This is a genomic window from Gabonibacter chumensis, assembly GCF_024741215.1.
In the GTDB taxonomy this organism is placed as follows: domain Bacteria; phylum Bacteroidota; class Bacteroidia; order Bacteroidales; family Marinifilaceae; genus Gabonibacter; species Gabonibacter massiliensis.
In genome coordinates this window covers 299,864-326,240 of record NZ_JANSKB010000001.1, presented here as the reverse complement: position 1 = coordinate 326,240, position 26,377 = coordinate 299,864, and the positions used below count along the sequence as shown (strand labels likewise).

At 41.7% G+C, this 26,377-nt stretch carries 21 protein-coding genes and 1 tRNA gene; 14 read left to right on the top strand and 8 right to left on the bottom strand.

The window, feature by feature from the left end:
- Positions 1-5 precede the first annotated feature (5 nt).
- Positions 6-1,082 (bottom strand): mannose-1-phosphate guanylyltransferase, encoded by a 1,077-nt coding sequence (locus NVS78_RS01385; protein ID WP_286357599.1) that lies wholly within the window; start codon positions 1,080-1,082, stop codon positions 6-8.
- A 135-nt stretch (positions 1,083-1,217) separates the two neighbouring features.
- On the opposite strand from NVS78_RS01385, the gene NVS78_RS01380 reads away from it, so the two are divergent.
- Genes NVS78_RS01380 through NVS78_RS01360 form a run of 5 tightly spaced genes read left to right on the top strand, consistent with a single transcriptional unit; the run spans position 1,218 to position 7,193 of the window.
- Positions 1,218-1,955, top strand: coding sequence for an MlaE family ABC transporter permease (locus tag NVS78_RS01380; protein WP_286357598.1), 738 nt, complete (start codon positions 1,218-1,220; stop codon positions 1,953-1,955).
- Positions 1,955-2,743, top strand: coding sequence for an ABC transporter ATP-binding protein (locus NVS78_RS01375; protein WP_286357597.1), 789 nt, complete (start codon positions 1,955-1,957; stop codon positions 2,741-2,743). The genes NVS78_RS01380 and NVS78_RS01375 overlap by 1 nt, the downstream gene beginning before the upstream one ends.
- 3 nt (positions 2,744-2,746) lie before the next feature.
- Positions 2,747-3,634 (top strand): DUF4296 domain-containing protein, encoded by an 888-nt coding sequence (locus tag NVS78_RS01370; protein WP_286357596.1) that lies wholly within the window; start codon positions 2,747-2,749, stop codon positions 3,632-3,634.
- Positions 3,634-3,969, top strand: coding sequence for a hypothetical protein (locus NVS78_RS01365; protein ID WP_286357595.1), 336 nt, complete (start codon positions 3,634-3,636; stop codon positions 3,967-3,969). Before NVS78_RS01370 ends, NVS78_RS01365 begins: the two co-directional genes overlap by 1 nt.
- Positions 3,970-3,986: 17 nt before the next feature.
- Positions 3,987-7,193, top strand: coding sequence for a S41 family peptidase (locus tag NVS78_RS01360; RefSeq protein WP_286357594.1), 3,207 nt, complete (start codon positions 3,987-3,989; stop codon positions 7,191-7,193).
- 68 nt (positions 7,194-7,261) lie between these two features.
- On the opposite strand, the gene NVS78_RS01355 is transcribed toward NVS78_RS01360, so the two are convergent.
- Both NVS78_RS01355 and NVS78_RS01350 read right to left on the bottom strand, forming a co-directional pair.
- Entirely contained in the window at positions 7,262-8,692 is a 1,431-nt protein-coding gene (locus NVS78_RS01355) for a PspC domain-containing protein (protein ID WP_286357593.1), read from the bottom strand.
- 10 nt (positions 8,693-8,702) lie between these two features.
- Complete coding sequence (locus tag NVS78_RS01350) at positions 8,703-9,038, bottom strand: PadR family transcriptional regulator (RefSeq protein WP_041502741.1); 336 nt, start codon at positions 9,036-9,038, stop codon at positions 8,703-8,705.
- A 221-nt stretch (positions 9,039-9,259) separates the two neighbouring features.
- Between NVS78_RS01350 and gpmI the strand changes: the two genes are divergently transcribed.
- From gpmI to gcvP, 4 genes are all read left to right on the top strand, one after another.
- Positions 9,260-10,780: a 2,3-bisphosphoglycerate-independent phosphoglycerate mutase gene (gene gpmI, locus NVS78_RS01345; protein ID WP_286357592.1), complete on the top strand. Its 1,521-nt coding sequence runs from the start codon at positions 9,260-9,262 to the stop codon at positions 10,778-10,780.
- Positions 10,781-11,251: 471 nt separating this feature from the next.
- A complete protein-coding gene (locus NVS78_RS01340) occupies positions 11,252-11,839 on the top strand; it encodes a DUF3109 family protein (protein ID WP_286357591.1) in 588 nt (195 codons plus the stop codon).
- Positions 11,840-11,904: 65 nt separating this feature from the next.
- Positions 11,905-11,980: transfer RNA gene (locus NVS78_RS01335), tRNA-His, on the top strand.
- 435 nt (positions 11,981-12,415) lie between these two features.
- Positions 12,416-15,304, top strand: a complete 2,889-nt coding sequence (gene gcvP, locus NVS78_RS01330) for an aminomethyl-transferring glycine dehydrogenase (RefSeq protein WP_286357590.1) — start codon at positions 12,416-12,418, stop codon at positions 15,302-15,304.
- Positions 15,305-15,356: 52 nt separating this feature from the next.
- Here gcvP and NVS78_RS01325 read toward each other — a convergent pair whose 3' ends face one another.
- Complete coding sequence (locus NVS78_RS01325; RefSeq protein ID WP_286357589.1) at positions 15,357-16,958, bottom strand: YfcC family protein; 1,602 nt, start codon at positions 16,956-16,958, stop codon at positions 15,357-15,359.
- A 177-nt stretch (positions 16,959-17,135) separates the two neighbouring features.
- Here NVS78_RS01325 and NVS78_RS01320 point away from each other — a divergent pair, with 177 nt between their 5' ends.
- The gene (locus NVS78_RS01320; protein WP_286357588.1) at positions 17,136-17,873 is read left to right on the top strand and encodes a tRNA lysidine(34) synthetase; all 738 of its coding nucleotides are present in this window, start codon (positions 17,136-17,138) and stop codon (positions 17,871-17,873) included.
- Positions 17,874-17,884: 11 nt separating this feature from the next.
- Here NVS78_RS01320 and NVS78_RS01315 read toward each other — a convergent pair whose 3' ends face one another.
- Positions 17,885-18,298 (bottom strand): hypothetical protein, encoded by a 414-nt coding sequence (locus NVS78_RS01315; RefSeq protein WP_286357587.1) that lies wholly within the window; start codon positions 18,296-18,298, stop codon positions 17,885-17,887.
- Positions 18,299-18,597: 299 nt separating this feature from the next.
- On the opposite strand from NVS78_RS01315, the gene greA reads away from it, so the two are divergent.
- The 4 genes from greA (at position 18,598) to NVS78_RS01295 (ending at position 20,688) form a co-directional block, all read left to right on the top strand.
- Complete coding sequence (gene greA, locus NVS78_RS01310; protein ID WP_286357586.1) at positions 18,598-19,074, top strand: transcription elongation factor GreA; 477 nt, start codon at positions 18,598-18,600, stop codon at positions 19,072-19,074.
- Positions 19,075-19,093: 19 nt separating this feature from the next.
- Entirely contained in the window at positions 19,094-19,492 is a 399-nt protein-coding gene (locus tag NVS78_RS01305; RefSeq protein ID WP_286357585.1) for an HIT family protein, read from the top strand.
- A gap of 69 nt (positions 19,493-19,561) precedes the next feature.
- Positions 19,562-20,056: a PaaI family thioesterase gene (locus NVS78_RS01300; protein ID WP_286357584.1), complete on the top strand. Its 495-nt coding sequence runs from the start codon at positions 19,562-19,564 to the stop codon at positions 20,054-20,056.
- Positions 20,053-20,688, top strand: coding sequence for an HAD family hydrolase (locus tag NVS78_RS01295; RefSeq protein WP_286357583.1), 636 nt, complete (start codon positions 20,053-20,055; stop codon positions 20,686-20,688). Before NVS78_RS01300 ends, NVS78_RS01295 begins: the two co-directional genes overlap by 4 nt.
- Positions 20,689-20,742: 54 nt before the next feature.
- On the opposite strand, the gene NVS78_RS01290 is transcribed toward NVS78_RS01295, so the two are convergent.
- The 3 genes from NVS78_RS01290 to NVS78_RS01280 are packed head-to-tail and all read right to left on the bottom strand — an operon-like array spanning position 20,743 to position 26,286.
- Entirely contained in the window at positions 20,743-21,933 is a 1,191-nt protein-coding gene (locus NVS78_RS01290) for a TolC family protein (protein ID WP_286357582.1), read from the bottom strand.
- Between the two features lie 9 nt (positions 21,934-21,942).
- Positions 21,943-25,056, bottom strand: a complete 3,114-nt coding sequence (locus NVS78_RS01285) for an efflux RND transporter permease subunit (protein WP_286357581.1) — start codon at positions 25,054-25,056, stop codon at positions 21,943-21,945.
- A 42-nt stretch (positions 25,057-25,098) separates the two neighbouring features.
- Positions 25,099-26,286 carry an efflux RND transporter periplasmic adaptor subunit gene (locus NVS78_RS01280; protein WP_286357580.1) on the bottom strand — a complete coding sequence of 396 codons (1,188 nt, stop codon included), beginning with the start codon at positions 26,284-26,286 and terminating at the stop codon, positions 25,099-25,101.
- Positions 26,287-26,377 lie beyond the last annotated feature (91 nt).

Here is a 26,377-nt window from a genome sequence, read left to right as displayed (position 1 = left end):
GAGCTTTATTTGAAAGCTCCTTTTTGTTTCAACATATCTTCAAAGTGTCTGATGTTGTTTTCATGCTCCCGGGTACAAATCATAAGGTAATCGTTTTGTTCCGCGATGATGCAATTATCAATACCCTCTACAATTACTTTTTTCTGGTGAGGAACGCACACGATACACTCCTTGGAGTCGATAAAAAGTACGTTTCCATTATTACTTACATTTTGATTCTCGTCCTTGGGACTTATTTCGTGAAACGAGTGCCATGTTCCGACGTCCGACCAGCCAAATTCACCTTTGATCACATAAACTTTAGAGGATTTTTCCATGATGCCGAAGTCGATGGATACATTTGGACTTTGGCTGTAAATATGAGATATGTTTTCGGCAAAATCAGGATTTTCAGCATTTTTATATTCATTCTCGAACAGAAGGTAAAGATCTTCCAAATGATTTTTAAATTCGTTGATAATTTCTTTTACTTTCCAAATAAAAATACCCGCATTCCAAAGGAAATCACCTGACTCCATAAATACTTTTGCTAATTCTTTATCCGGTTTTTCCGTGAAAGTCTTGACTTTGGAAACGTATTCCGTGATTCTGTTTTTTTTGATTTGGATATATCCGTAACCGGTTTCCGGTCGGGTCGGTTTTATTCCGATGGTAAGCAATCCTCCGTATTGCTCGACAAAATCCAAGCCCTTCGTGATGTTGTCGATGTATTCTTTGTCGTTGAATATAAAATGGTCGGAGGGGACGACGACCATCGAGGCTTCGGGGTTTGTTCTCGCGATCTTATAGGCGGCATAGGCTATGCAGGGGGCGGTGTTTTTGCCGAAAGGCTCTTTTAAAATATTTTCGGTCGGAATTTCCGGTATTTGTTCTTTTGTGATGCCCTCGTAGGCCGTTCCTGTAACGATAATGATATTCTGTAGGTCGAAAATTTGATTTGCTCGTTCAAAAGTTTGTCTCAGAAAACTTTTACCTGTATTCATGATGTCGCAAAACTGTTTTGGACAAGCCTTGTTGCTGACTGGCCAGAATCGTTTTCCGAGTCCACCTGCCATGATTACGCAGTACGAGTTTTTATTCATATTCAATCGTGGTTTTGAAATTAAATTCCTCTTATTGTTGTCGAAATTAGTAATAAATCCGTGAATAATTTCTATTTTTACGATAAAATTTGGAGAAAGGATTGGAGACGGGTATTAATAAAGAAGTTAGTATTGATGAAAATTTTAGATCGGTTAGGAGCTTATATACTATTTCTGGGGAAAATATTCACAAAGCCTGAAAAAAAACGAGTTTATTTGAAGGAGTTGCTCAATGAATTTGAAAAATTGGGATTGAACTCGATCGTGTTGGTAATGATTATTTCCTTTTTTATTGGGGCTGTATTGACGTTACAAACGGCATATAATATGTCAAGCCCGCTTTTGCCCCGTTATTTGATCGGTTATTTGACGCGTGAAACGTTGTTGTTGGAGTTTTCTTCGACCATTGTAAGTTTGATTCTGGCAGGAAAGATCGGTAGCAATATTGCTTCGGAAATCGGTAGTATGAAGATTACGGAACAGATAGAAGCGCTGGAATCCATGGGGGTAAATTCCGTTTCTTATTTGGTCGGTCCTAAGATTGCGGCCGCTTTGGTTATCAATCCGATCTTATACGTGTTTAGCGTGTTCGTCGGTATTATCGGTGGAATCCTTTCCGGGTTGGCGTCGGGAGTCGTGAATTATGATGATTATATTCATGGGTTGCATTTTTCGTTTAACCCGTATTATGTGACTTATTCGATTATAAAAACCCTGTTTTTTGCGGTTATTTTTACTTCTATTCCTGCATTTTACGGTTATAATGTTCAGGGAGGGGCTTTGGAAGTCGGACGTGCAAGCACGAAAGCCGTTGTGGATAGCAGTATTGCGATATTAGTCTTTAATTTGATATTAACTAAAATCTTATTGTAATGATTCGGGTCGAACATGTATATAAATCATTTGATAAGAAAGTTGTATTGTCGGATATCAATGCCGTTTTTGAAGAGGGGAAGGTCAATTTGATTATTGGGAAAAGCGGTTCCGGTAAAACGGTATTGTTAAAGTCTTTGATCGGTTTACATCCGATCGATTCCGGCCGGATCCTGTATGACGATCGTGATATTACCTCTATGGATACGAAACAGGTAAAGAAGATCAGAGAGGAATTGGGGGTCGTATTTCAGGGGGGAGCCCTGTTCGATTCTCTTTCCGTTTTGGAAAATGTAAAATTTCCGTTGAATCTTTTTTCTCGTATGAGTGAGAAGGAAAAAGAGGAACGAGCCTTGTTTTGTTTGAACCGCGTTAACTTGGATAACGTGGGGAAATTGTATCCGGCAGAGATAAGCGGAGGAATGAAAAAAAGGGTTGCTATTGCCCGGGCGATTGTCATGCAGCCGAAGTATTTGTTTTGTGATGAGCCCAACTCGGGTTTGGATCCCTTAACTTCTATTGTTATCGATAATTTGCTATCGGAATTGACTCACGAATATCAAATGACGACGATTATTAATACTCATGATATGAATTCCGTGTTTGAAATAGGCGAGAACATTCTATTCATTCATGAAGGGAAAAAAGAGTGGGAGGGCGATAACGCGGAGATAATGAATGCTACTAACAAAGCTTTGAACGAATTTTTGTTTACTTCGAAATTTAATCAATTGATAAAAGAAAAATGGGAGGATCGCGGGGAGTCAAAACCTAAAGATAAGGTATAGCGTATGAAAAATGTATTGTGGATTATATTGATAGTAACCTGTATGACGGCCTGTTCGGAAAAAGTCCCTTTAGACAGAAAAAAATTCACGTCATTGTTGATCGATATGCATATGGTGGACGGAGCTCTCCTGGTATGGATGGAGGAGGAGGGAAACGACCGTGGAGATGACCGGAAAAAATACATGTATTATAATGATTTATTCGAGAAGTATGGAATCACGCGGGCGGAGTTTGACTCATGCGTCCATTATTATTCGGCTAAAACGACTCTCTTTACTAAAATATACGATGTCGTTATTGATTCTTTGAATCGCAGGTTAACGGAGAAAACGCGTATTTATAAGCAATTGACAGGTCAGGACTCCTTAAATTTAATGCCGGGTTATAAAATGTGGGTATTCGATACTTTGGATTGTGATTCTGTTCGGTTTGAAGATGAATTCATTGGTTTATTGTGTGCCGGGAATTGGATGAAAGAGATTGTTATGAGGGATACGGTTGCGTTAGATAGACAGAATCCGTATGTCGAGATCGAATTGGATAGTATTGCTCCCGGAATGTATACTTTTGAGACAAGTCTGAAATTTGAACACCGGGACAGGAAAAGAAGTAATAAAATCCTTTCTTATTTGCTTTCGGATCGGAATGATACGCTGAAGATCAGTGATACGTGGGTGGTGATGGATTCGATTAAACGAGATTATAAGTGGTCTTATTACGTGGCCGATTCTACCTATAACAGACTTCGCATCCGTATTCTGGCTGGGGAAGAGACAAAAAAGGGAGAAAAAGAATGGAACGGAAAGGTTTGGAATACGGGTATATTTAAACTGTATCAAACTCCGAAAGAAGAAGAGCGTAATAAGGAACTCTATCGATTAAATAAATAATGAGAAAAATTGCGGCTAATTATATTTTCTTGCCGGGTTATCCTTTGGTGAGGAATGGATATGTTGTTATTGATGGTCAGAATGTTGTAGACGTGGTAAACACGGGAGGTTTTATTCGTGAGATTCCCGGTTTGGAATTTTATGGGGGAATGATTGTTGCTGGGTTTTTAATGAGTGATAAACGGGATTGGTGTCCCGGGGATGATTTGTTATCGTGTATGGTTGATATATATGATAAAAGATGTGATTTGAGAACTGGATTGGCTCTTGTGCAAGGAGCTGATTGGGAGCACTTCAGATGGTCAGAGGAGGCTTCTGTTTTACGTTTGGTATAATACTAAAATAAAGAACGATGAGTAAATTGTATTTGACACTTGTTTTATGTTTTATTTGGGGAGTGTTATCGGCGGGTCCCCTTTGGATGCGTTATCCGAGTATCTCTCCGGATGGTAAGCAAATTGTATTCAGTTACAAGGGAGATATTTATAAAGTTTCTGCAGATGGAGGGCGAGCTGAGCAATTAACGACGAATCCCGGGTATGAAACTTATCCGATCTGGTCTCCTGACGGTAAATACATCGCTTTTGCGAGTGATCGTTACGGGAATCTGGATATATTCATTGTGCTTGCAGAGGGAGGAACTCCTAAACGGTTAACCACTTATTCGGGTAAGGAGATTCCGTATGCTTTTACTCCTGATGGAAAAGAAATTGTTTATGGGGCTCAGATACAGGATCCGGCTGAAAGCGCTTTATTCCCTTCCCCGGCTTTAACGGAACTTTATGCGGTTTCTGTCAATGGAGGAAGGCCCCGACAGATGTTGGGAACGCCCGCGGAAAGCATTTGTTTTTCCAAATCAGGTAAACAATTTCTGTATCATGATAAGAAGGGTGGAGAGAATGAGTGGCGTAAACATCATACCTCTTCGGTCACTCGGGATATTTATCTCTATGATATAAAAAGTAAGAAACACACGAACCTGGTCGGTTGGCAGGGAGAGGATCGAAATCCTGTTTTCGCCCCGGGAGACGAAAAAGTTTACTTTTTAAGTGAACGCGGAGGTTCTTTCAATGTCTATTCGTTTAACCTGACCGCCCCGGATCGGGTCGTTCCCGTCACTTCGTTTAAAAATCATCCCGTGCGTTTTTTGAGTATTGCTAATACCGGACGCTTATGTTTTGGGTATGACGGAGAGATTTATACAAAAGACGAGATGTCGAAACCTAAAAAAGTTGCGGTTGAAATACGCGGAGATCAGGCCATTGATGACAAAGAGGAGCTTCTTTTTACTTCGGGTGCGACGGATGCCGAAGTCTCACCTGACGGGAAGCAGATTGCTTTGATTTTACGCGGAGAGGTGTTCGTTACATCTACGGATTACGTGACGACAAAGCAGGTTACCGAGACTCCGGAACAGGAGAAATGGTTGAGTTTTGCTCCCGATAACCGGACATTGGCCTACGCGAGCGAACGCGATGGAAATTGGAATATCTATACGGCAAAGATGGCCCGAAAAGAGGAGATTAATTTTCCGAATGCCACGTTGATCGATGAAGAAGCCGTATTACCCGCCTCTTCCGTCGAACGTTTTGCCCCTCAATTTTCTCCGGACGGTAAAGAGTTGGCTTTTATAGAGGATCGTAATAAATTGATGGTAGTCGATCTGCAAAATAAGAAAGTTCGGCAAATTACCGATGGAAGTATGCATTATCGAACAGGAGACGGTTTCACTTATAAATGGTCTCCGGATGGTAAATGGTTCGCCTTGGAATTTATTGGAAACAAACATGATCCTTATGGGGATATCGGGATCGTTAGTGCGGCTGGAGGAGGGCAAATTATCAATTTGACCCGTAGCGGCTATTCGAATGGTAATCCCCGGTGGGTGTTGGATGGAAATGCGATACTGTTTTCGAGTGAACGTTACGGGATGAGGAATCATGCTTCGTGGGGCTCTTTGGAAGACGTGATGATCGTTTTTTTAAATCAGGATGCCTACGATAGGTTTAGGTTGAGTAAAGAGGATTACGAGTTGCTGAAGCAAGAGGAAAAATCGGCTTATAAGGAGGAGAAAAAAGAGGAGAAACAACAACGGGAAGCGATTGTCGTGGAGTTGAAAGGGATAGAAGATCGGATCGTACGATTGACTCCGAGCTCTTCTGAATTGGGAGATGCCGTTTTGAGCCGGGAAGGGGAGAAACTGTATTATCTGGCTTCTTTTGAGGGCGGTCTCGGTTTATGGGAGATGAATCTGCGTAGTAAAAATACTCGTCTGATGCATAAGTTGAACGGGAACTGGGGTTCTTTAGTGCTGGATAAATCGGGTAACAATCTCTTTTTATTAGGTAGTCGGAATATGCAGAAGATTAATCTGCAATCCGATAAGCAAACATCTGTCGTGTATAGGGCCACGATGGAATTGGATAAAGTAGCCGAGAGGGCTTATATGTTTGACCGGGTGCGTCGCCAGGAGGCCAAGCGTTTCTATGATAAAGATATGCATGGGGTGGATTGGCCGGCCGTGACGAAGGATTATGAAAAATTTTTACCGTATATCAACAATAACTATGATTTTTCGGAGTTGTTGAGTGAACTGCTCGGTGAATTGAATGTGTCCCATACTGGCGGTCGTTTTTATCCGGAAGAGAGAGGAGACGAAACCGCCGAGACGGGGTTGTTGTTTGAATGGAATAAGCGTCGGCCGGGTTTGATCGTTACGGAAATATTGGAAAAGGGACCTTTCGATAACGCCCGGTCGAAGGTACGGGCCGGAGACATCTTGGAAAAGATTGACGGACAAAAAATCGAAATCGGGATGGACTATTTTCCGATGTTAAATAAAAAGAGAGGTGAGAAAACGTTATTCTCATTCTATAATCCGGAATCGAAAGAGCGTTGGGAAGAGGTCATCAAACCGATCTCTAAAAGCAGTATGCGGCAGCTGTTATACAGACGTTGGGTTAAACAGAGAGCGGCGGAGGTCGATCGTCTTTCCAGCGGCCGGTTGGGGTATGTGCATATCGCAAGCATGAGCGATCCGAGTTTCCGTTCGATTTATTCCGATATATTGGGGAAATACAATGATCGGGAAGGAATTGTTATTGATACTCGCTTCAATGGCGGAGGACGTTTACACGAGGACATTGAGGTGTTGTTTAGCGGAGAAAGGTATTTTACTCAGGTTGTCAGGGGACGGGAAGCCTGTGATATGCCCAGCCGTCGTTGGAACAAACCATCCGTTATGATTATAGGCGAAGCCAATTATTCGAATGCGCACGGAACCCCTTGGGTCTATAAATATAAAAATATAGGAAAGTTAATCGGGATGCCTGTTCCGGGTACCATGACAAGCGTTTCCTGGGAGCGCTTACAAGATCCGACGTTGGTTTTCGGTATCCCTATTGTCGGATATCGTCTGGCAGACGGTTCTTATTTGGAAAACAAACAATTGGAACCGGATGTGAAGGTGGCGAACTCTCCGGAAAAGGTCGTTTCGGGAAAGGATGAACAGTTGGAAAAAGCTGTGGAGGAGTTGTTGGGGAAGATCGGTCGGAAATGAATAAGAAAAGGGCGCTGCAACGCCCTTTTCGTCAATCAATAGAGAAGTATTTAACTAAAAACCAATTATCAGTATTCTTTTATCTGGCCTTCGAGATAATAAAATTTTAGATCTCTGGGTACGTTTTCCGTAAATTCTATTTTGCAATGACTGGGTAAGAGAATTCTGATATCCAGCTCTTGTCCCCTCCACGGACCTTCGATTTTGAAATAATTGTCCATTCGTAGGGTATCGTTCTTCAACTCCCAGTTGATTCGGATACCTTTATCTTCCGCGTTAAGATAGTCCGAGGCATTGGTATTCCGATTGAAAAATATTTGGGGTTCCTCGACGTCTTTTGATGCGAAGATGGAAAATTTTACCGGAGAGACCAAAAAGGATGCTTTTTTATCTCGGACTCTAAAAATCGATCGATATCTATTAGTATTATAACCTGTATTGTAGCGATTGTTGAGATCTATGACGATTTTATTCGACAACGGACTGAGAAGCGTTGAGGTGTTGGTTCTTATTGTTCGTTGCGTGTAATTCTGTGCTTCCGATAATCCGACAATGAGCAGTAGAAATAAGCAGACTAACCATATTACTCCGGCCGGTAACAGAATAGTTCTATTGTTACTTTCGAAAGAGATCAATATTTTAAGTGCCAGAAAAATGATGAATAAACAGGGTATAACGGTTAGGAAGAAAAAGCAGATTTTAAGGATGGAAAGATGAAAAGGAGAAACCATGCAGATGGCTTCTTCGTACGCTTCCGCCCACGGCATTAAGTTGGGTAAAAATAATATCGATATGAATGTAAAGAGCGATACGATACCGAATAAGAGAACAGATAAACCGAAAAGAAAAGCAAAGGCTTTCCTTATCCCGCCGAAAAATCTACCTATGAGCTCTCCTATCCTTTTGAAAAACCGATGTATCGGAGATATTTTTATTTCCTGATATTCTTCTTTTACCGAACGTTCGATGTTGGGGATGTTGATATTTTTACCTTTCATTTCTAATTTTTCTCTGGAGTTCTTGGCTTTGGGAATAACGGTCCAGAGTACGATATATACTAAAATGAAAATGCCGTAATATAGAGAAAAAAGGATAAAGCAGATACGTATAAGTATCATGGAAATTCCCCAATAGGAAGCCAAACCCGAGGCGACGCCACCCAATACCATGTGATCCGGATCCCGGTACAGTTTATGTGTGGGTTTCCCTTTGGATTCTTCTGTTTCTTCCTCGTCGTCTATAATGTCAGCCGGTTTCCCCATGGTCGTGATTGCTTTCTCGACGTCTTCCAAAACGATGGATTCCCGGAAGTTTTCTTTTTGATATTGCATGAAAAGTTCGGCAATACGGCTTTCGATATCATACATGATTTCGGTCCCGTCTTCTTCCTTTATGTAATGATTCTTGAGTGTATTGATATAATCCTGAAGTTTTTCAAAAGCATCTTCATCGATATGAAAAACCTTTCCGCTCAGATTTATGGTATATGTTTTTTTCATGGTAATAGGATTAAGCGTTGTGATTTTCTTTAATATGATTTACAGCAGAGGTTAACTCTTCCCAAGAGTTTTCCAACTCTTTTAAAAAAAGACGTCCTGATTCGGTAATGCTATAATATTTCCGAGGAGGCCCTTGTAAAGATTCTTCCCATCGATAGGATAGGAGGCCTGTGTTTTTTAACCTTGTCAATAAGGGATAGATTGTTCCCTCGACAACGATCATCCTGGACTCTTTTAATTTGTTGATAATATCAGGGACGTATACGTCTTTTTGTGAGATAATCAACAAAATGCAATACTCCAGGATTCCTTTTCGCATTTGAGCTTGTGTGTTTTCAATGTTCATGTCCTGCGTATTTGTTTTTGTGTATGGCAAAGATATGAATAAAAAATAGTATTATGCAATACATGGTACTATAAAAATAAAAAATATTTTTTTAAGCATGAATTTATCTCTCGGACAAGAGGCAAACGTTTTCGTGGATTTTACTTGAATAGAGTGAATTAAACTTCATAATAAAGATTAACTTTGCATCGAAAAAATAAGGAAACGATAAAAAAATAGATATGAAAAAGGTATTATTGATGATTTTGGATGGTTGGGGAATCGGTAAACATGATCATTCGGATGCAATAGGGAGTACCCCGACTCCTTGTATTACGGCTTTGGCCAATAATAATCCCCGCTCTTTGTTGTATACCAGCGGTGAGAATGTCGGGTTGCCGGACGGACAAATGGGAAATTCGGAAGTGGGACATCTGAATATTGGAGCCGGTCGGGTAGTGTATCAGGATTTGGTGAAAATTAACCGGGCTTGCCGGGATCATTCCATTGCTCGAAATCCGGAAATTGTAAAAGCTTTCATCTATGCTAAAGAGAACGGTAAACGGGTTCATTTTATGGGGTTGGCTTCCCAGGGCGGTGTGCATAGTTCTTTGGATCATGTATTTGCCCTTTGTGAGCTGTCAAAGGAATACGGTATTGAAGATACTTTCGTGCATTGTTTTATGGATGGCAGGGATACGGATCCTCGTGGTGGAAAGGAATTTTTGCAACTCCTGGAGGCGCAAATGGCTGAATCTACCGGAAAGATAGCTTCCGTGATCGGTCGTTATTACGCTATGGATCGGGATGCTCGTTGGGAACGGATTCGTGAGGCTTACGATCTTTTGGTAAGAGGTAAGGGAACGCCGGCAACGGATGTCATTGCGGCGGTACAGGCATCCTATGAGGGAGGGATAACGGATGAGTTTATAAAACCGATTGTCAGGGTAGATGAAAACGGGAATCCGATAGGGACTATTCGGGAAGGAGATATGGTTATCTTTTTTAATTTCCGAAATGACCGGGCTAAAGAATTGACGGTTGTGTTGACACAGGAAGACAAGCCTGATTTCGGGATGAAAACCATTCCTTTGTATTATTGTTGCATGACTCCTTACGATGCTAAGTTTCAGGGATTGCATATTCTTTTTGATAAAGAGAACGTGGTGAATACCATTGGGGAGTATGTCGCGTCTTTAGGTTTGAAACAGTTGCGTATTGCTGAAACGGAAAAATATGCCCATGTTACCTTCTTTTTGAACGGGGGACGCGAGGAGCCTTTTGCCGGAGAAAAACGGATACTGGTCCCTTCTCCCAAGGTTGCTACTTATGATTTGCAACCGGAAATGTCGGCCCCGATCGTGACTGAAAAAATAGTGGAAGAGTTGAAACGAAAGGAGGCGGATTTTATTTGTTTGAATTACGCTAACGGGGATATGGTAGGGCATACGGGTGTTTATGAAGCTATTCAGAAAGCTGTCGCGACGGTTGACGAATGCGTCGGAAAGACGGTGGCAGCAGCTCGGGAAAACGGATACGATGTATTGATCATTGCCGATCATGGAAATGCGGACAATGCGGTGAATGAAGACGGATCTCCCAATACGGCCCATTCGCTGAATCCGGTTCCTTGTATCTGGGTGACGGACTCTAAATGTGATCATCTCCGGGATGGAGTTTTAGCCGATGTCGCTCCGACGGTTTTAACTATTATGGGATTACCTATCCCGCCGGAAATGACAGGAAAACCATTGTTGGTCTGAATATCCCCGGGGAGGATGTGTTGTTTAGCCGTGGATTATCAGATAAAAGGATTGAGGAGATTAAGTGATTAAGTGATTAGGGAGATTAGGTGATTGAGTGATTAAGTGATTAGGAGATTAAGTGATTAGGAGATTAAGAGATTAAGAGATTGGGGGATTAGGTGATTGAGTGATTGAGTGATTGATGATTGTAGATTTTAAATTGTAAATTAAAAAAATCTACAGTCTAAAATTTACAATGAGTGGGGGATTAAAATGATGGACGATTTAAAGAAGGTGATATCGAAACTCAATCGTAAATTGTAAATCGAAAATGGATTCGATCTGCAACTTACAATTGAGAGATTCGATTTAATGATCCGGTTTCGCTAACCTGTAATTGCGGGTTTGGCGTATGGATTTATTGGTCGGGAAATTGTCGGGTAATGAGAAATGACTAAATTTGCCCGTTTTATTTCAATTTTCAATTGCATGATACAGATAGGGGATACGATTGTCAGCTTGGACGTGATCAAAAAAGAGTTTTGTTGTGATTTATCGGTTTGCAAAGGTATTTGTTGTGTTGAAGGCGATGCCGGGGCACCTTTGGAAGAAGAAGAGGAGAAATACATACGGGAGAATTACGGGAACATTAAATTATACATGAAACCGGAGGGGATACAGGCTGTCGAAGAGCAGGGATGGGCTGTCATTGATGTGGAAGGCGATTTGGGTACGCCTTTGATTCATGGAAGGGAGTGTGCCTATGCTATTGAAGAAAACGGAAGTTGTTGGTGTGCTATTGAGAAAGCCTGGACGGAAGGGAAAAGTACTTTCCGCAAACCTATTTCCTGTCATTTGTATCCGGTTAGAATCACCAGATACCCCTCGTATCAAGCAGTTAATTACGATGAATGGAAGATTTGTGCGGGGGCGAAAATAAAGGGAGAAAAAAAAGGTATTCCTCTTTACATTTTTCTAAAAGATGCTTTGATTGAGAAGTATGGAACGGAGTGGTACGAACAGCTATGCTATGTGGCAAACGAGATAAAGCGGGGGAAAATCAAGTTTAAGCTTTGAAAATTTAGATGCTTTTCTTTGTAGAGAAAAAAAGTTATTTTATCTTTGCAGCGCAAAAGCAAAATGGTGGATGTAGCTCAGTCGGTTAGAGCGTCGGATTGTGGTTCCGAAGGTCGTGGGTTCGAGCCCCATCTTCCACCCACTTATAAAAACGGTTAAAATTGACCGTTTTTTTTGTATTGTAATACGGAGTTCAATTCGATCTCCCCAATCCCTTCCATGCATTTTAGATTTATTTAATTTACAATTTAAAATCTACAATCATCTATCGTTTCAATCACTCAATCCCCTAATCTCCTTAATCCCTCAATCTCTTAATCCCTCAATCCCTCAATCCCTTAATCCCTCAATCCCCTAATCTCTTAATCCCCTAATCACTTAATCTCCTCAATCCTTTTATCTGATAATCTACAGCTACGATAAGCTGTGTCGTATCCCTTCCCGTGTGCTATCATTGTCTGTTTCCATTAAATATCGAGAGATATTTTGTCTCCAATAGAATTTTAGTTACTTTTACACAATCGTTGACGAAACGAGTGAATTGAATATAAACTATTAATAATCAGAGTAAAATAAATGGCTACAGAAAAATTTTTGTGGAGGCACGTCGGACCACGTCCTGAGGATATCGAGGATATGCTGAAGGTAGTCGGTGTCAAATCTCTTGATGAACTAATCGATCAAACTGTTCCGGAATCCATTCGATTGAAGAAAGAGTTGGATTTACCTTCTCCTTTAACGGAATCCGAGTTTTTTACGCGGATGAGGAAGGTTGCGTCTAAAAATAAATTATATCGTACCTTTATCGGGCAGGGATACTATGATACGATTACCCCGGCTGTGATTCAGCGTAATATTCTGGAGAATCCGGCTTGGTATACTTCTTATACTCCTTATCAGGCGGAAGTTTCACAAGGACGTTTGGAGGCTTTGTTAAATTTCCAGACGATGATAGTGGAATTAACCGGTATGGAGCTTTCCAATTGCTCTTTGTTGGATGAGGCTACTGCTGCTGCCGAGTCTATGACCATGATGTTTGGTTTGAGAAGTAAAGAGATGAAGAAAGCTGGAGCCAATAAATTATTTGTCGATAACAAGATATTCCCTCAAACGAAGGATGTATTGGTAACCCGTTCCGTTCCGCAAGGCATCGAATTGGTGTATGGAGATTACGATACATTTGAATTTACTCCGGATGTTTTCGGTGCTATCATTCAATATCCTGCTGCTGACGGTGAGGTTCGCGATTATAAGGCGTTTGCCGACCGGGTACATGCCAACGGGGCTTTATTGTCCGTCGTGGCGGATTTGATGAGTTTGGTATTGTTGACCCCTCCGGGACAATGGGGAGCGGATGTCGTGGTAGGAACTACTCAACGTTTCGGTATTCCGATGGCGTACGGAGGTCCTCATGCTGCTTATATGGCGACCAAGGAAGAGTATAAACGTAATATCGTGGGCCGAATCATCGGGGTGACGATAGACGCTCAGGGAAACAAGGCTCTTCGGTTGGCTTTACAAACTCGCGAACAACATATTAAGAGAGAAAAGGCCTCTTCGAATATCTGTACTGCCAAGGCGTTAAATGCAACGATGGCCGGTTTTTATGCGGCTTATCACGGACCGGAAGGTTTAGTGCGGATTGCCCGTCATATTCATTCTGCCGCTGTTATTCTGGCTACGGAGATTCAAAAATACGGTTATAAACTGAAGCATAATAAATTTTTTGATACGTTACGTTTCGAGTTACCGGAAGGCGTTTGTCAGGAAAACGTCAGGGATGCGGCATTGGAAAAAGAGATCAATCTTTTTTATTGCAATTGCGGTTGCGGTAAGGTTGTCGGTTTATCTACCGATGAAAAAATCAACGAAGAGGAGATCAATACGATTATCGGAATTTTTGCCAAAGCTGCCGGTAAGGTGGCGGAGCGGGTTGAATTCCTTGACGACCGCACGATTCTTGAACCTTCCATGTTGCGCGAGGATGAGTTCTTGCAACAATCCGTATTCAATATTTATCATTCTGAAACCGGAATGATGCGTTATATGAAAAACTTGGAACGTCGGGATATTTCATTAGCTACCTCTATGATTTCATTAGGTTCTTGTACCATGAAATTGAATGCGGCCGTGGAGATGTTGCCGATTACCTGGCCGGAAATAGGTGGGGTGCATCCGTTTGCTCCGCTTTCACAAGTTGAAGGTTATCAGCAAATGATCCGTGAAACGGAAGAGATGTTATGTAAGGTGACCGGGTTTGCCGGTTGCAGTTTAATGCCTAATTCCGGAGCTGCCGGAGAGTACACGGCTTTGATGGTTATTCGTCAGTATCATATTTCTCGCGGAGAGGGACACCGGAATGTTATCTTGATTCCTGCTTCCGCTCATGGAACGAATCCTGCTTCCAGCTCAATGGCCGGGTTTAAGATTATCGTGACGGCAACGGATCCGGAAGGTAATATCGATGTGGAAGATTTCCGTCAGAAAGCGATTGAGAATCGGGATAATCTAATCGGAGCGATGATTACCTATCCTTCTACTCATGGAATTTTTGAAGAGTCCATTAAAGAATTATGCCAAATCATACACGAAAATGGAGGACAGGTATTTATGGATGGTGCCAATATGAATGGACAATGCGGTTTGACGAGTCCGGGTACTATCGGTGCAGATGCTTGTCATTTGAATTTGCATAAAACTTTTGCAATGCCTCACGGCGGCGGCGGTCCTGGTGTCGGACCGATTTGTGTCGCACCTCATCTGGTAGAATTTTTACCGACTCACACTATGGTGAAGACCGGAGGTGAACATGGAATCCATGCGGTGGCTGCTGCTCCGTACGGTTCCGTGGGTATGTTGCCTGTAACGTACGGTTATTTGTTGATGTTAGGCGGTAAGGGGTTAAAGATGGTTACGGAGATGGCTATATTGAATGCCAACTATTTGGCCTCTTCTTTCGAGAAGCTGGGCTTTAAGATCTTATTTAAAGGTAAACGGGGACGTGTTGGACATGAAATGATATGGGATTGCAATATGTTTAACAAAGAGTATGGAATATCCGAATTGGATATAGCCAAACGCTTGATGGACTTTGGTTTCCATGCTCCGACGTTGTCATTCCCGGTTCATGGAACCTTGATGGTAGAACCGACGGAAAGTGAACCGAAAGAGGAACTGGATCGTTTTATCGAAGCTCTGAAAACCATTCGCGAGGAGATGCTTGAAGTGGGAGAAGGAAAGGCCGATAAAACGGACAACGTGTTGAAAAATGCTCCTCATACGCATAAGGTCTTGACTGCTGACGAGTGGAATCACTCCTATCCGCGCAGTAAGGCCGCTTACCCGTTAGCTTGGGTGGCTGATAATAAATTTTGGCCCCAGGTGGGTCGTGTAGACGATGGTTATGGCGATCGTAACCTGATGTGTACTTGTGATCCGATTGATGCTTATGCCGATCAGAAATAAGCTAGTTCTATGATAAAAAAGCTGCGTAAATAACGCAGCTTTTTTTATGATTTTAAAATCCGTTTAATGGTATGGTGGCTGTCGGAATCAGGAGGATAAAACCCATGAGAATGAGTAGTATTAAAAACTTCCAGAAAAATGTTATCCATTTATCGTAAGGGATACGAGCGATACCCAAGGCTCCTATCAATACACCGGAAGTCGGAGTAATCATATTCGTGAAACCGTCTCCGAATTGGAAAGCCATTACCGTGGCCTGTCGCGAGAGGCCGATAACATCGGAGAAGGGAGCCATAATAGGCATGGTTAAAGCGGCTTTCGCGGAACCTGATGGGATAATGATGTTGATAAAAGTCTGAATGATATACATGATTCCGACGGCAGCCACTTTTCCGACCTCACTCATTAAAGTAGCCAGAGCGTGTAAAATAGGATCGATGATATGTCCTTCCTGTAAGATGATGATAATGCCTCCTGCTAACCCCACGATAAGGGCCGCAGACAATATATCTTTGACACCCTCGATAAATAATTTTACGATGCTGTCTGCACTCTTACCTGCGGCAAATCCGGAAAATATCCCCATGGCTAAAAATAGACCGGAAATTTCGGGAAGGTACCAACCATAGCCCATGACACCGATAATCAGGAAGATAATGGTAAAACCGAGGATGGTGAGAATTAAGAAATGGTACGATTTCCGGATTCCGAAAAAGCCGGAAATCGCGAACAATATCGTGAGAATAGGGACGATACAGGTTGTGAGACTTGTATGTTCTCCGATACTCAATGTACTTGTCGGATAATTGAACGAGAAAATAATGAGACTGATTAAGATGAAAAAATAGACGAACCAGCCGGATTTTGTGGATGAGTATTCAATTTTTTCGTCGTTTTTTATCTCGGTACGGCGCCAATAATTGGTATCGATTTCATACACGATCGAAGATGCGGGACAGGCCTTTACTTTTGCCGCATAGCGAAGGACAAAAGCGATAAGTACGATATTTAGAATAACCCAACAAAGTAATCTGTACTCAAAACCGGAAAATAGAGGCAAGTCGGATAATCCCTGGGCAATACCGATGGTGAATGGATTTAGAATCGCTCCTGCAAATCCGACGTGGGCCGCTACATATACCAGGCATAAGCCGGTAATGGAATCGTATCCCATGGAGATGGCCAAAGGAATGATGATAACGATGAAGGCAAGGGTCTCTTCGCTCATTCCGAAAATGGCCCCGAAACTACTGAATAATAACATGATCATTGTCATGATGATATTATTAATTCCGATCTTTTTTAAAAATGAATGATGTTCCAAACTGGCGGTAAAGTGTAAGAAAGAGAAGATGCCCACGTCTATGGCCCGGCTGTTATTCATGATCCAGAAAGCTCCTCCGATGATTAAAATAAAAGCGATAATGCCGGCTTGTTTTTCAAATCCGTTGAACAATGCCGAAAATATTTCCCAGGTTTGAGGTGTTTTAGTTACTTCATGGAAAGAATCGCTTTTAATTACCGTGCGTTCTATCCCGTTGACATCTACGGTTTCTCTGGCATACTCGCCTCCCGGAATGATCCAAGTTAAAACGGCGCAGATGATGATAATTGAAAATACAATAGTATAAGTATGGGGAACTTTTTTCAGCATAGGTTTGATATTAGATTGAGAGGCCAAATTTACAAATAATTACGAGAGTGAAATAGGATGTTTATTAGAATTCTTAAATTTGCATGCAGATGAGGATAGGGAATAGAGGTACGAGTGGTGGATGGAAGATGACTGGAGCAGATGGGGGATGATCGGACGGGAAAAATGAAATGAAGAATGGTAACAGAAGAAAAACAAGACAAGGTATTTATGCGTGATTTTTTCCGTAAAGTGGGAAAAGCGATATATGATTATGATTTGATTGCGGATGAGGATCGTATTTTGGTCGGCGTATCGGGGGGAAAAGATTCCTTGGCCTTGCTCGAAGTTTTAGCCTTGAGGGCGAAAGATCCCAAACAACATTATACGGTCGTGGCGGCCCATATCGATGTGGAGAACGTGGAGTACGAGGTAGACAGTGAATATTTGAGATCCTTTTGTGAACGTTTGGGCGTGGCGTACATCCATCGGACGATCCGGATCGATATGGAGCAAAACCCTAAAAAACCGGCTTGTTTTGTTTGTTCCTGGCATCGCCGGAAAATACTTTTCGATATTGCCAAGGAACAACGTTGTGGCAAGTTGGCATTGGGACATCATCGGGATGATGCGGTAGAGAGCCTGTTAATGAGTATGATATTTAACGGAACAATCAGTAGCATGCCTGCTCGTCTGGAGATGTTCGGACGTACCTTTATGATCATTCGTCCTTTGATTTATCTTGGTAATGCCGAAACATTAAAATACGCGACGCTCCGGCAATTTAAACAACAGAAAAAATACTGCCCTTTCGAGAAAGCGACGAACAGAGACGCGGTCGGAAAGATTATAAATCAATTAGAGACCTTATCCCCTCATGTGCGAAATAATCTTTTCGCGGCAATGCGAAATATTCAAACGGAGTATTTACCTTGAAAGAGAGAATGTTAAAAACGGGGAAATCCTATTTTCTCTCCGTTTTCGTAAATATATTCATCTATATCTTCGCAATCGGTTGCCTGATCTTCTTCAAATCGAATGGAAAGGTTGTTGACGTATGCGAACCGACGGCAACTATGGAAATCAGCGTAACGTTCTTCAATCTCTTCCCGAAACATATCCGTTCGTTCCCGAGGCGATAACTTTTCCAACTCGTCCGCGTGTTCGAGTAGTATATCTAAAATAAACTCGGCAGCCCAACTTCCCAGTTCTTTTTCTTTTACCCATTCCGGATTTTGTTCGTCTAAAATATGAAATATTTCTTGTAAATAGGGGGAATCTCCCCAATCTTCATAAAGTTGGATCAGATCGTCATTGTCGTGATATTCGGTCTTAATTATTTCCAACACGTGCTTCTCCATTTGTTTGTTTTTTGAATTGACCTGCAAATTAAGAAAATAAACACCAATTTACCATATATGTCTCGGCTTCTTTTTGTACATCGTCTTTTTTTTGTTCGATACGGGGCCAAGTAATCGATATATAGAAGAAAAGTATAACTTTTTAATGGAAAGTTTGGTTTATAAAAAAAAAGGTTTTAAATTTGTAGGCAGGAGGTGAGGATTCCGGAGAAATGGAATTCTTTTTTAGATAAAGGCACTTATTGGAGGATAAGTGTCATTTATTTTTTTTATATAGTAATTAATAAAACCATATAATTATGACGAAAAAGGTATCTTATATTACAAAAGAGGGCCTGAAAAAGCTGCAGGATGAATTGGATAATCTGCAAAATGTAGAACGGCCCAAGATTTCTAAAGCCATAGGTGAGGCAATCGAAAAAGGTGATATCTCCGAGAATGCCGAATACGATGCGGCAAAAGATGCCCAAGGTTTATTAGAGGCAAAAATCGCTCAGTTGCAAGATATTATTTCGAATTGCCGGATTATTGATGAATCCCAGATCGACACCTCTAAAGTACAAATATTGAATAAAGTGACGATTCGCAATACGAGAACGAATGCCACAATGACTTATACTTTGGTGTCCGAAAGCGAAGCGGATTTTAAGGCTGGGAAATTATCTATTACAACGCCGATAGCGAAAGCATTAATCGGTAAAAAGCTGGGCGATAAGGTGGAGGTACAGGTTCCGGCCGGATTGATGGAATTTGAGATTATGGATATTTCTATTTAACTAAGATCGGATTTGGCTTATGTCTTCCATATTTACTAAAATTGTTCAAGGAGAGATCCCTTCCTATAAGGTGGCTGAAGATGAGCATTATTATGCTTTTCTGGATATTGCACCCTTGCAAAAGGGACATACTTTGGTAGTTCCTAAAAGAGAAGAAGATTATATTTTTGATTTGACGGATAAAGAGTTAGCCGGATTGATGGTATTTGCCAAAAAAGTCGCTAAGGCCATCCGGGAGTGTGTCCCGTGTACGCGGGTGGGAGTTGCGGTGTTGGGATTGGATGTACCTCATGCTCATATTCATTTGGTCCCTTTGAAGGAAGGGAATGAATTGAATTTTGCAAATCCGAAAAAACAATATTCGAAAGAGGAGATGGAAGCTTGTGCGGAGTTAATTCGTCGTCATTTTGAAAATTAAATGGTAAATGAAATCTTTATAAGATTTAAGGAGGCTCCTAAACTATTTAGCGAGCCTCTTTTTTGAAGTATGGAAAAAAAGAAGTTATATAATGCTTATGAAGTGCACGAGGGATATTATTGTTTCGGTTGTGCTTCTGCGAACGAGTACGGTTTGCGGTGTGAATTTTACGAGGAAGGTGATTATATCACCTGTCATTGGATGCCTCGTCCTGAATTTCAGGGTTTTTTCAATGTTTTGCATGGCGGGATACAGGCTACGTTGATGGATGAGATTGCTTGTTGGAATGTGTTTGCAAAGGTAAGGAGTGCGGGGGTTACGATCGAGATGAACGTAAAATACCGTAATACCGTGTACACGGATAGGGGTGAGTTACTGCTACGTTCTAAAATAGTAGAACAAGGGAGTCGTTTGGTTAAAATGCATGTGGAGTTATTCAACGCCGATGGACAATTGGGAAGTGAGGCGGATGTGATCTATCGCGTATTTCCTGAGGAGGTTGCGGCGAAACGTTTGGGATGGACAGGCATAGAGGCTTTTTATAAAAAAAATGAGGAGAGATGAGATATAAAAATATTGTTTGGGATTGGAATGGGACGTTGCTGGATGATATCCGGATTAGCGTGGAGACCTTAAATCGGATGTTAGCCGGAAAAAATTTAAAAAAAATAACCGAGGAGCGTTATCGGGATCTGTTCGGTTTCCCGGTGAAAGGATTTTATGAGTCTTTAGGATATGATTTCGATAGAGACGATTGGGACGCTGTTTCTCAAGAATTTGTGGATGTATACGGGAGTTTAAGTCATGGTGTCGAATTAACGGAGGGTATCGTTCCGGTTCTCTCGGCGATACGGGGCCAAGGAATCCGGCAATATATATTATCGGCATTGCAGGAGAATTTGTTAGAGGAGATGTTGGAACGTTTTCAGATTCGGAATTACTTTGACGGGATATGCGGTTCCGACAACATATATGCCGGAGGGAAAACAGCTGTGGGAGAAAAAATGGTTTCCTCGTATTCCATTGTTCCTCGGGATACTTTGATGATAGGGGATACTTTGCATGATGCCGAGGTTGCGAATGCTTTGGGATTTGACGTCCGTTTGTTCGTCGGAGGACACAATAGCGAGCGGCGTTTGCGAGAAGTTGCCCCTGTCCTTCTTTGCATGGAGGAGATAATTAAAGAGATTAAGTGATTCAGCGATTAAGTGATTTATTCCATCACGGAATCACTTAATCGCTGAATATAATCATAGTTCGTATTGAAATAATTGTGCCAATAAATTGTAGTAATCCCGTTCGACATCAAGGAAGCTTTGCAGGCTGTCGTATAGGGTCGTTAATTCCGTAAAGTAGTCGACGATGGAAAGTTGACCGGCTTGAAGTGCTTTATTCAAAAGCTCCACGTTACGTTGATGTTTTAATAAGGCGGCGTATTCATTGCGTGAGGTTTGCAACGTTACCGCTTGTTCGTATAGTTGTTGCAGTGAAGAACGAAGATTAAGACGACTCTCTTCAATGGTCGTGGTGACAAATGCGGCTTGAGCCTTGGCTCTCTTTACCGTATTCTTATTTTCAAACAACGGGATAGAGATGCCGATAACAAAACCGTTGGCGGAAACATTGTTACCGGAAGCATTGCGTTTGTAGCCTAAGTCGAATTTGGGTAAGGTCAGTGATCGGCTGACCTTCACTTCCTGATTGGCAACTTCCTGTTCCCCTATAAGATTCTTCATATTCGGATCCGTAGCGAGATAAGCTCTGTAAATGGTATCCAAGTCAAGGATTACATCGGTTTCCGGATACTCTAAGTCATTGAACTTTATAGGAATATTTCCGTTTAAATTGTATAGTTGTAGTTCTGCCGTAGAGAGAGCCGCCGCGTTAAGACGGCTTTGATTGCGTGCTGCAAGCAATTCCAGTTGAATTTTGTTTATCTCTAATTGGTTCGCGTCTCCGCTTTCAACTCTTCGTTGATAGATGGTTGCAAGTTGTTCGGCATTCCTCAATCGTTTGTCGAGCACTTCCTTTTGTTTCCTGAGATAGATGATTTCGATACAGGTTTGTTTTGCTGTTAAAAGTAGTTGTTGCCGGTAAGCTGCCAATTGGTAATCGAGAGAAGTCGATTTCAATTCGGCTAATTTGTTTTTTTGTCCGTATACCGAAGGGAAATCGAGAGATTGTTTGAAGGTAAAAGAGTATTCCGATTCGGGATTATTGCGATTCCCCCACATTTTCTCGAATTCGGCGGTAGGGTTTTCCAGGTATTTACCCGTTTGGGTTTCTAATTTCTGGGCGTCCGTCAATTTTTCTTTTGCCTGGAGGGTTTTATTATTTTCTTCAATCTCTTTCAATACCCGGTGAATGGAATTTTGGGCGTGAACTCCGGTTGTTAGCATTACCAGACCGGTTATGATTAACGATAGATAATAATTTCTCATATGTATTATTTATATATTGTTTGATTCAAGGTTTTCCTGTTTTTTCTCTTTATGCTTCAATAGAAGATACATGATGGGGACAACGAATCCGTTTAATAGGGTTGAACTTAACAAACCGCCCAATATCACCTGGGCCATGGGACTTTGGATTTCGTTGCCGGGAAGATCGCCACTCACGGCTAAAGGGATTAAAGCTAATGCGGAGGTTAAAGCGGTCATTAATATGGGATTCAGTCGGTCAAGAGAACCGTGAATAATACTGTCATATAAAGAATAACCTTGTGCTTGTAAATAGTTATAGTGTGATACTAACAATATTCCGTTTCGGGTGGCGATACCGAACAACGAAATGAACCCGATAATCGCGGGAATACTGATGATTCCCGATGTCAGCCATATGCTGATGACTCCTCCGATAATGGCTAATGGTAGATTGATCATGATGATTCCCGACAGGGAGAGGCTATGGAATTCATTGAATAGAAGGAGCAGAATGATCAGGATAGAGATCAAAGAGGTGATGAATAAGGTCCGGGAAGCTGCCTGTTCGCTTTCGAATTGTCCCCCGTATTCCACGTGATATCCTTCCGGTAGGGAAATTTGTTCTTTTACCGTTTTCTGTATATCTTTCACGACTCCGTTCAAATCGCGTTCGGCAACATTGGCGGAAATAACGATTTTACGTTGGACGTTTTCCCGGCTGATCGTGTTGGGTCCCACGAAAGGAATGATTTCTGCCACGTAATGTAACGGTATTTTTTTGCCGTTGGCGTCTATCATCAGTTCCCCTATTTCTTCCCTATTTTTCCTGTTTTTATCGTCTACTTTTATGGTGAGATCAAAAACTTTCCCTCCTTCGTATACTTGGGAAACGACCTTTCCGGAAAGGGCGATATTGATGAATTCAGAAAATTGCGGCAAGGTGATTCCTTGCTTGGCAAGCATATCGCGTTTCGGTTTGATTTGTAATTGGGGGCGTTCCACCTGTTGTTCCAATGACAAATCGGCAATCCCTTCTACTTTTTCAATGGCATTTTTGATTTGACTGCCGATTGCAAACAATCTATTCAGGTCATCCCCGAACAGTTTGATCGCTATGTTGGCTTTTGTTCCGGATAACATGGCGTCGATTCGGTGAGAAATGGGTTGACCTATTTCAACATTCACTCCTTGCAACTCGTTTAGTTGATGACGTACATCTGCTAAAAATTCATTGCGACTGCGTTTATCCAATAGGAAAGGAGCCTCTATTTCCGATACATTTACCCCTAAAGCGTGTTCGTCTAATTCTGCCCGTCCGGTTTTGCGGGCAACGGTTTGGATTTCCGGGATATTTAGTAAAACATTTTCCGCTATTTTCCCGATGTTGTCAGACTCTTCTAAAGAGATCCCCGGCATTCCGCTAATATTTATTGTTAAGGAACCCTCGTTAAAAGAGGGGAGGAAACTTCTTCCCAAATGGACTATGACGATAATGGTGAAAATCAGTAGAGTTATGCTGGAACCAACGACTAATTTTTTGTGTTTAAGAGCCCACTCGAGAGCTTTTTTATAGACTGTTTTAAGGGCTCTGGCTACGATCGGTTCCCGTTCGTTTTTCTTTAGAGCTCGGGGAGTTGTCAGTAAATAGCTACATAATACGGGCGTAAGGGTTAAAGCTACTACGGTAGAAGCAAATAAGGCTACGATAAAAGCAATTCCCAATGGAATGAGCATACGTCCTTCCATACCCGAGAGGAAGAACAGCGGAAGAAAACAGGCCACGATGATCAACGTGGAATTTAAAATGGGCATTCGTACTTCTTTCGAGGCTTCGAATACGATCTTTAAGGAGGAGAGGCGTTCCTCCGTCGGTTTCAATTGATTTTCTCGTAGTCGTTTGTACACGTTCTCAACGTCTACGATGGCGTCATCCACTAATGAACCGATGGCGATAGCAAGTCCTCCTAAACTCATGGTGTTTATCGTGAGTCCTAACGCGTGTAAGACAAGAATAGCCACAAGCAGGGAAAGCGGAAGGGCTACTAATGAAATAACGGTCGTCCTGATATTCATCAAAAAGAAAAAAAGTACGACAATGACAAAAACGGAGCCCTCGAACAAGGCTTTCTGTATATTTGAAATAGAACTTTCGATAAAACGGGATTGCCGGAAAATATCCGAGGATATATTTACGTCGGCAGGTAATGTTTTTTGTAGTTCGCCGAGAGCCAGATCCACTTTATCGGTTAACTCCAGCGTATTGGTGTTGGGTTGTTTCGTTATGGTCAACAGTACGGCAGGTTTTCCTTTTTCGGAAGCTAATCCTAATTTCGGTGTTTTTGCTCCGATCCGGATATCGGCGATGTCGCTTAAAAAAATAGGACGGTTATTGTTTGTCTTTACTACGGCTTTTCCTATATCCTCCAGATTGTTGGTTGAGAGAAGTCCCTGCACGATGTATTCGTTTCCGTATTCATAAAGAATACCTCCCGTGGAGTTTTGGTTCATCTCTTGTACCACGGGTAATAACTCTTCCATGGTGATATTGTAATATTTCATTCGGGCAGGGTGAAGCAGAATCTGGTATTCTTTTATATCGCCGCCAATAACGGTAACTTGTGCCACGCCTCCGGTAGACAGGAGTCTGGGACGAATTGTCCAATCCGCTATCGTTCGTAAATCCTGTAACGTGGTGCTATCGGCTGTAAGACCGAGGATCATCATTTCTCCCAGTATGGAAGATTGCGGTCCTAAGGTCGGTTGTCCGACGTTATCCGGTAAGGTCTCTCCTAAAGTGGCTAATTTTTCCGAAACGATTTGCCGGGCGGTGTAAATATTGGTTCCCCACTCGAATTCTACCCATACCACGGAAAATCCGGTGGTGGAAGAGGAACGTACCCTTCGTACGTCCGTTGCCCCGTTTACTGCGGTTTCTATCGGAAAGGTAACGATACGTTCCACCTCTTCCGGAGCCATTCCGGTAGCTTCTGTCATGACGACCACTGTTGGAGCGTTTAAGTCCGGAAATACATCTACTTCCATATTTTTTGCCGTGTAGGAACCCCATAAGAGCAAGCCTACGGCTGCAATCATAACGATTAAACGATTATGAAGAGCATACTGTATAATCTTATTTAACATAAATATAGTCTATAAATCTGAGTATTTGATACGGTGTTTATGTCAGTGGGTATGTCCATGAGGGATTGTACCTGAATTGGCGGCCATCTTTACTTGATAGGCTCCTTGAGTCACTACTTTGTCTCCGGTTTTTATTCCTTTTATAACCTGAACCTCTTTACCGTTATTGGCCCCTAAGGTTACTTCCTGCTTACGGTATCCTTCCTCATCCAATTGGATATAAACATAAAATATTCCCATCTCGTTTGTCAAGGCGGACACGGGTACTGTCAATGCATTGGCGATAGGAGAGGAAATAAGAAATACTTCCACGAAAGAACCGGGAATAATCTCTCCCCTGTTATCGAATTCGAAAGAGATAGGCACATAGAAAGAATCGTTATCGGATGTTTTTCCATAAGAGAGCAATCTTCCGTTTAATTCTTTCAAGGAGTATATTTTATTGTCATAGGAAGTCTGAAAATTGGCACTACTGATATTTTTAAGCGCATGGTAGTATTTTTCGGAAACCTCAGCCCTGAGTACTAAACGTTTGTTTTGGGATAATGTTGCTATGGATTGCCCTACGGTAACGTATTCCCCTTCCCGAATCAGTATGTTTTTCACGTAACCGTTGATGGGAGCCGTTATTCCGACACCCTTTTTCGTTTTATTAACAGCGATGGCATCGAATGCGATCTTGGCATTTTTATATTCCATTTGCAATGTCTCGTATTCCTTTTGGGAAATGATTTTGTCATCGATAAGGGATTTTGCCCGTTCGTAATTGTTTCTTGCCGTTTCGTAAGCAATTTTCAATTTGCTGTAATAATCCCCTTCGGCCATGTTGCGGGAGGAGACATGGAATAATGTCTCTCCTTTTTTTACGCTGCTTCCTTCCAATAGCTGTTGCGAATTATAAGAGACCACTCCGTTACTTGTGGCTACGATTATGGCTTCATCCCCCGGAGCCGGTAATATTTGACCGGTTGTTTTTACTATTTGATGAAAGGTTTTTGGATGAATTTCCTGAACTTCAAAATTAGTTTTGGCGGCCTGTGCTTTTGTGAAGATGATTTCATCTTCGTTATGCTCCGTGTTTTTCGGAGTCTCTTTATCACAGGATGTATTTTCATCGTGATTATGGTCCGCCTGTTGGGCGGTTATCGTTTCTTGTTTTTCAGATTTCTGATTCTGACATGCCGTAAATAAGATAGCGAGCAAGAGTAATAAAATAGATATATTTCTCATATTAATTAGATAAAATGATATAAACTCCTTACAGTAAAGGATTGATATGAATTAAAAATGCTGAGAAATACGGATTCCGTGAATACACGCA

Coding starts and splice junctions, on each gene's coding strand:
- NVS78_RS01325 (WP_286357589.1), bottom strand. CDS start 16,958: ATGCTGAAAAAAGTTCCCCATACTTATACTATTGTATTTTCAATTATC.
- NVS78_RS01385 (WP_286357599.1), bottom strand. CDS start 1,082: ATGAATAAAAACTCGTACTGCGTAATCATGGCAGGTGGACTCGGAAAA.
- NVS78_RS01340 (WP_286357591.1), top strand. CDS start 11,252: ATGATACAGATAGGGGATACGATTGTCAGCTTGGACGTGATCAAAAAA.
- gcvP (WP_286357590.1), top strand. CDS start 12,416: ATGGCTACAGAAAAATTTTTGTGGAGGCACGTCGGACCACGTCCTGAG.
- NVS78_RS01365 (WP_286357595.1), top strand. CDS start 3,634: ATGAGAAAAATTGCGGCTAATTATATTTTCTTGCCGGGTTATCCTTTG.
- NVS78_RS01370 (WP_286357596.1), top strand. CDS start 2,747: ATGAAAAATGTATTGTGGATTATATTGATAGTAACCTGTATGACGGCC.
- NVS78_RS01380 (WP_286357598.1), top strand. CDS start 1,218: ATGAAAATTTTAGATCGGTTAGGAGCTTATATACTATTTCTGGGGAAA.
- NVS78_RS01295 (WP_286357583.1), top strand. CDS start 20,053: ATGAGATATAAAAATATTGTTTGGGATTGGAATGGGACGTTGCTGGAT.
- NVS78_RS01285 (WP_286357581.1), bottom strand. CDS start 25,056: ATGTTAAATAAGATTATACAGTATGCTCTTCATAATCGTTTAATCGTT.
- greA (WP_286357586.1), top strand. CDS start 18,598: ATGACGAAAAAGGTATCTTATATTACAAAAGAGGGCCTGAAAAAGCTG.
- NVS78_RS01305 (WP_286357585.1), top strand. CDS start 19,094: ATGTCTTCCATATTTACTAAAATTGTTCAAGGAGAGATCCCTTCCTAT.
- NVS78_RS01300 (WP_286357584.1), top strand. CDS start 19,562: ATGGAAAAAAAGAAGTTATATAATGCTTATGAAGTGCACGAGGGATAT.
- NVS78_RS01360 (WP_286357594.1), top strand. CDS start 3,987: ATGAGTAAATTGTATTTGACACTTGTTTTATGTTTTATTTGGGGAGTG.
- NVS78_RS01280 (WP_286357580.1), bottom strand. CDS start 26,286: ATGAGAAATATATCTATTTTATTACTCTTGCTCGCTATCTTATTTACG.
- NVS78_RS01320 (WP_286357588.1), top strand. CDS start 17,136: ATGGTAACAGAAGAAAAACAAGACAAGGTATTTATGCGTGATTTTTTC.
- NVS78_RS01315 (WP_286357587.1), bottom strand. CDS start 18,298: ATGGAGAAGCACGTGTTGGAAATAATTAAGACCGAATATCACGACAAT.
- NVS78_RS01290 (WP_286357582.1), bottom strand. CDS start 21,933: ATGAGAAATTATTATCTATCGTTAATCATAACCGGTCTGGTAATGCTA.
- NVS78_RS01375 (WP_286357597.1), top strand. CDS start 1,955: ATGATTCGGGTCGAACATGTATATAAATCATTTGATAAGAAAGTTGTA.
- NVS78_RS01355 (WP_286357593.1), bottom strand. CDS start 8,692: ATGAAAAAAACATATACCATAAATCTGAGCGGAAAGGTTTTTCATATC.
- NVS78_RS01350 (WP_041502741.1), bottom strand. CDS start 9,038: ATGAACATTGAAAACACACAAGCTCAAATGCGAAAAGGAATCCTGGAG.
- gpmI (WP_286357592.1), top strand. CDS start 9,260: ATGAAAAAGGTATTATTGATGATTTTGGATGGTTGGGGAATCGGTAAA.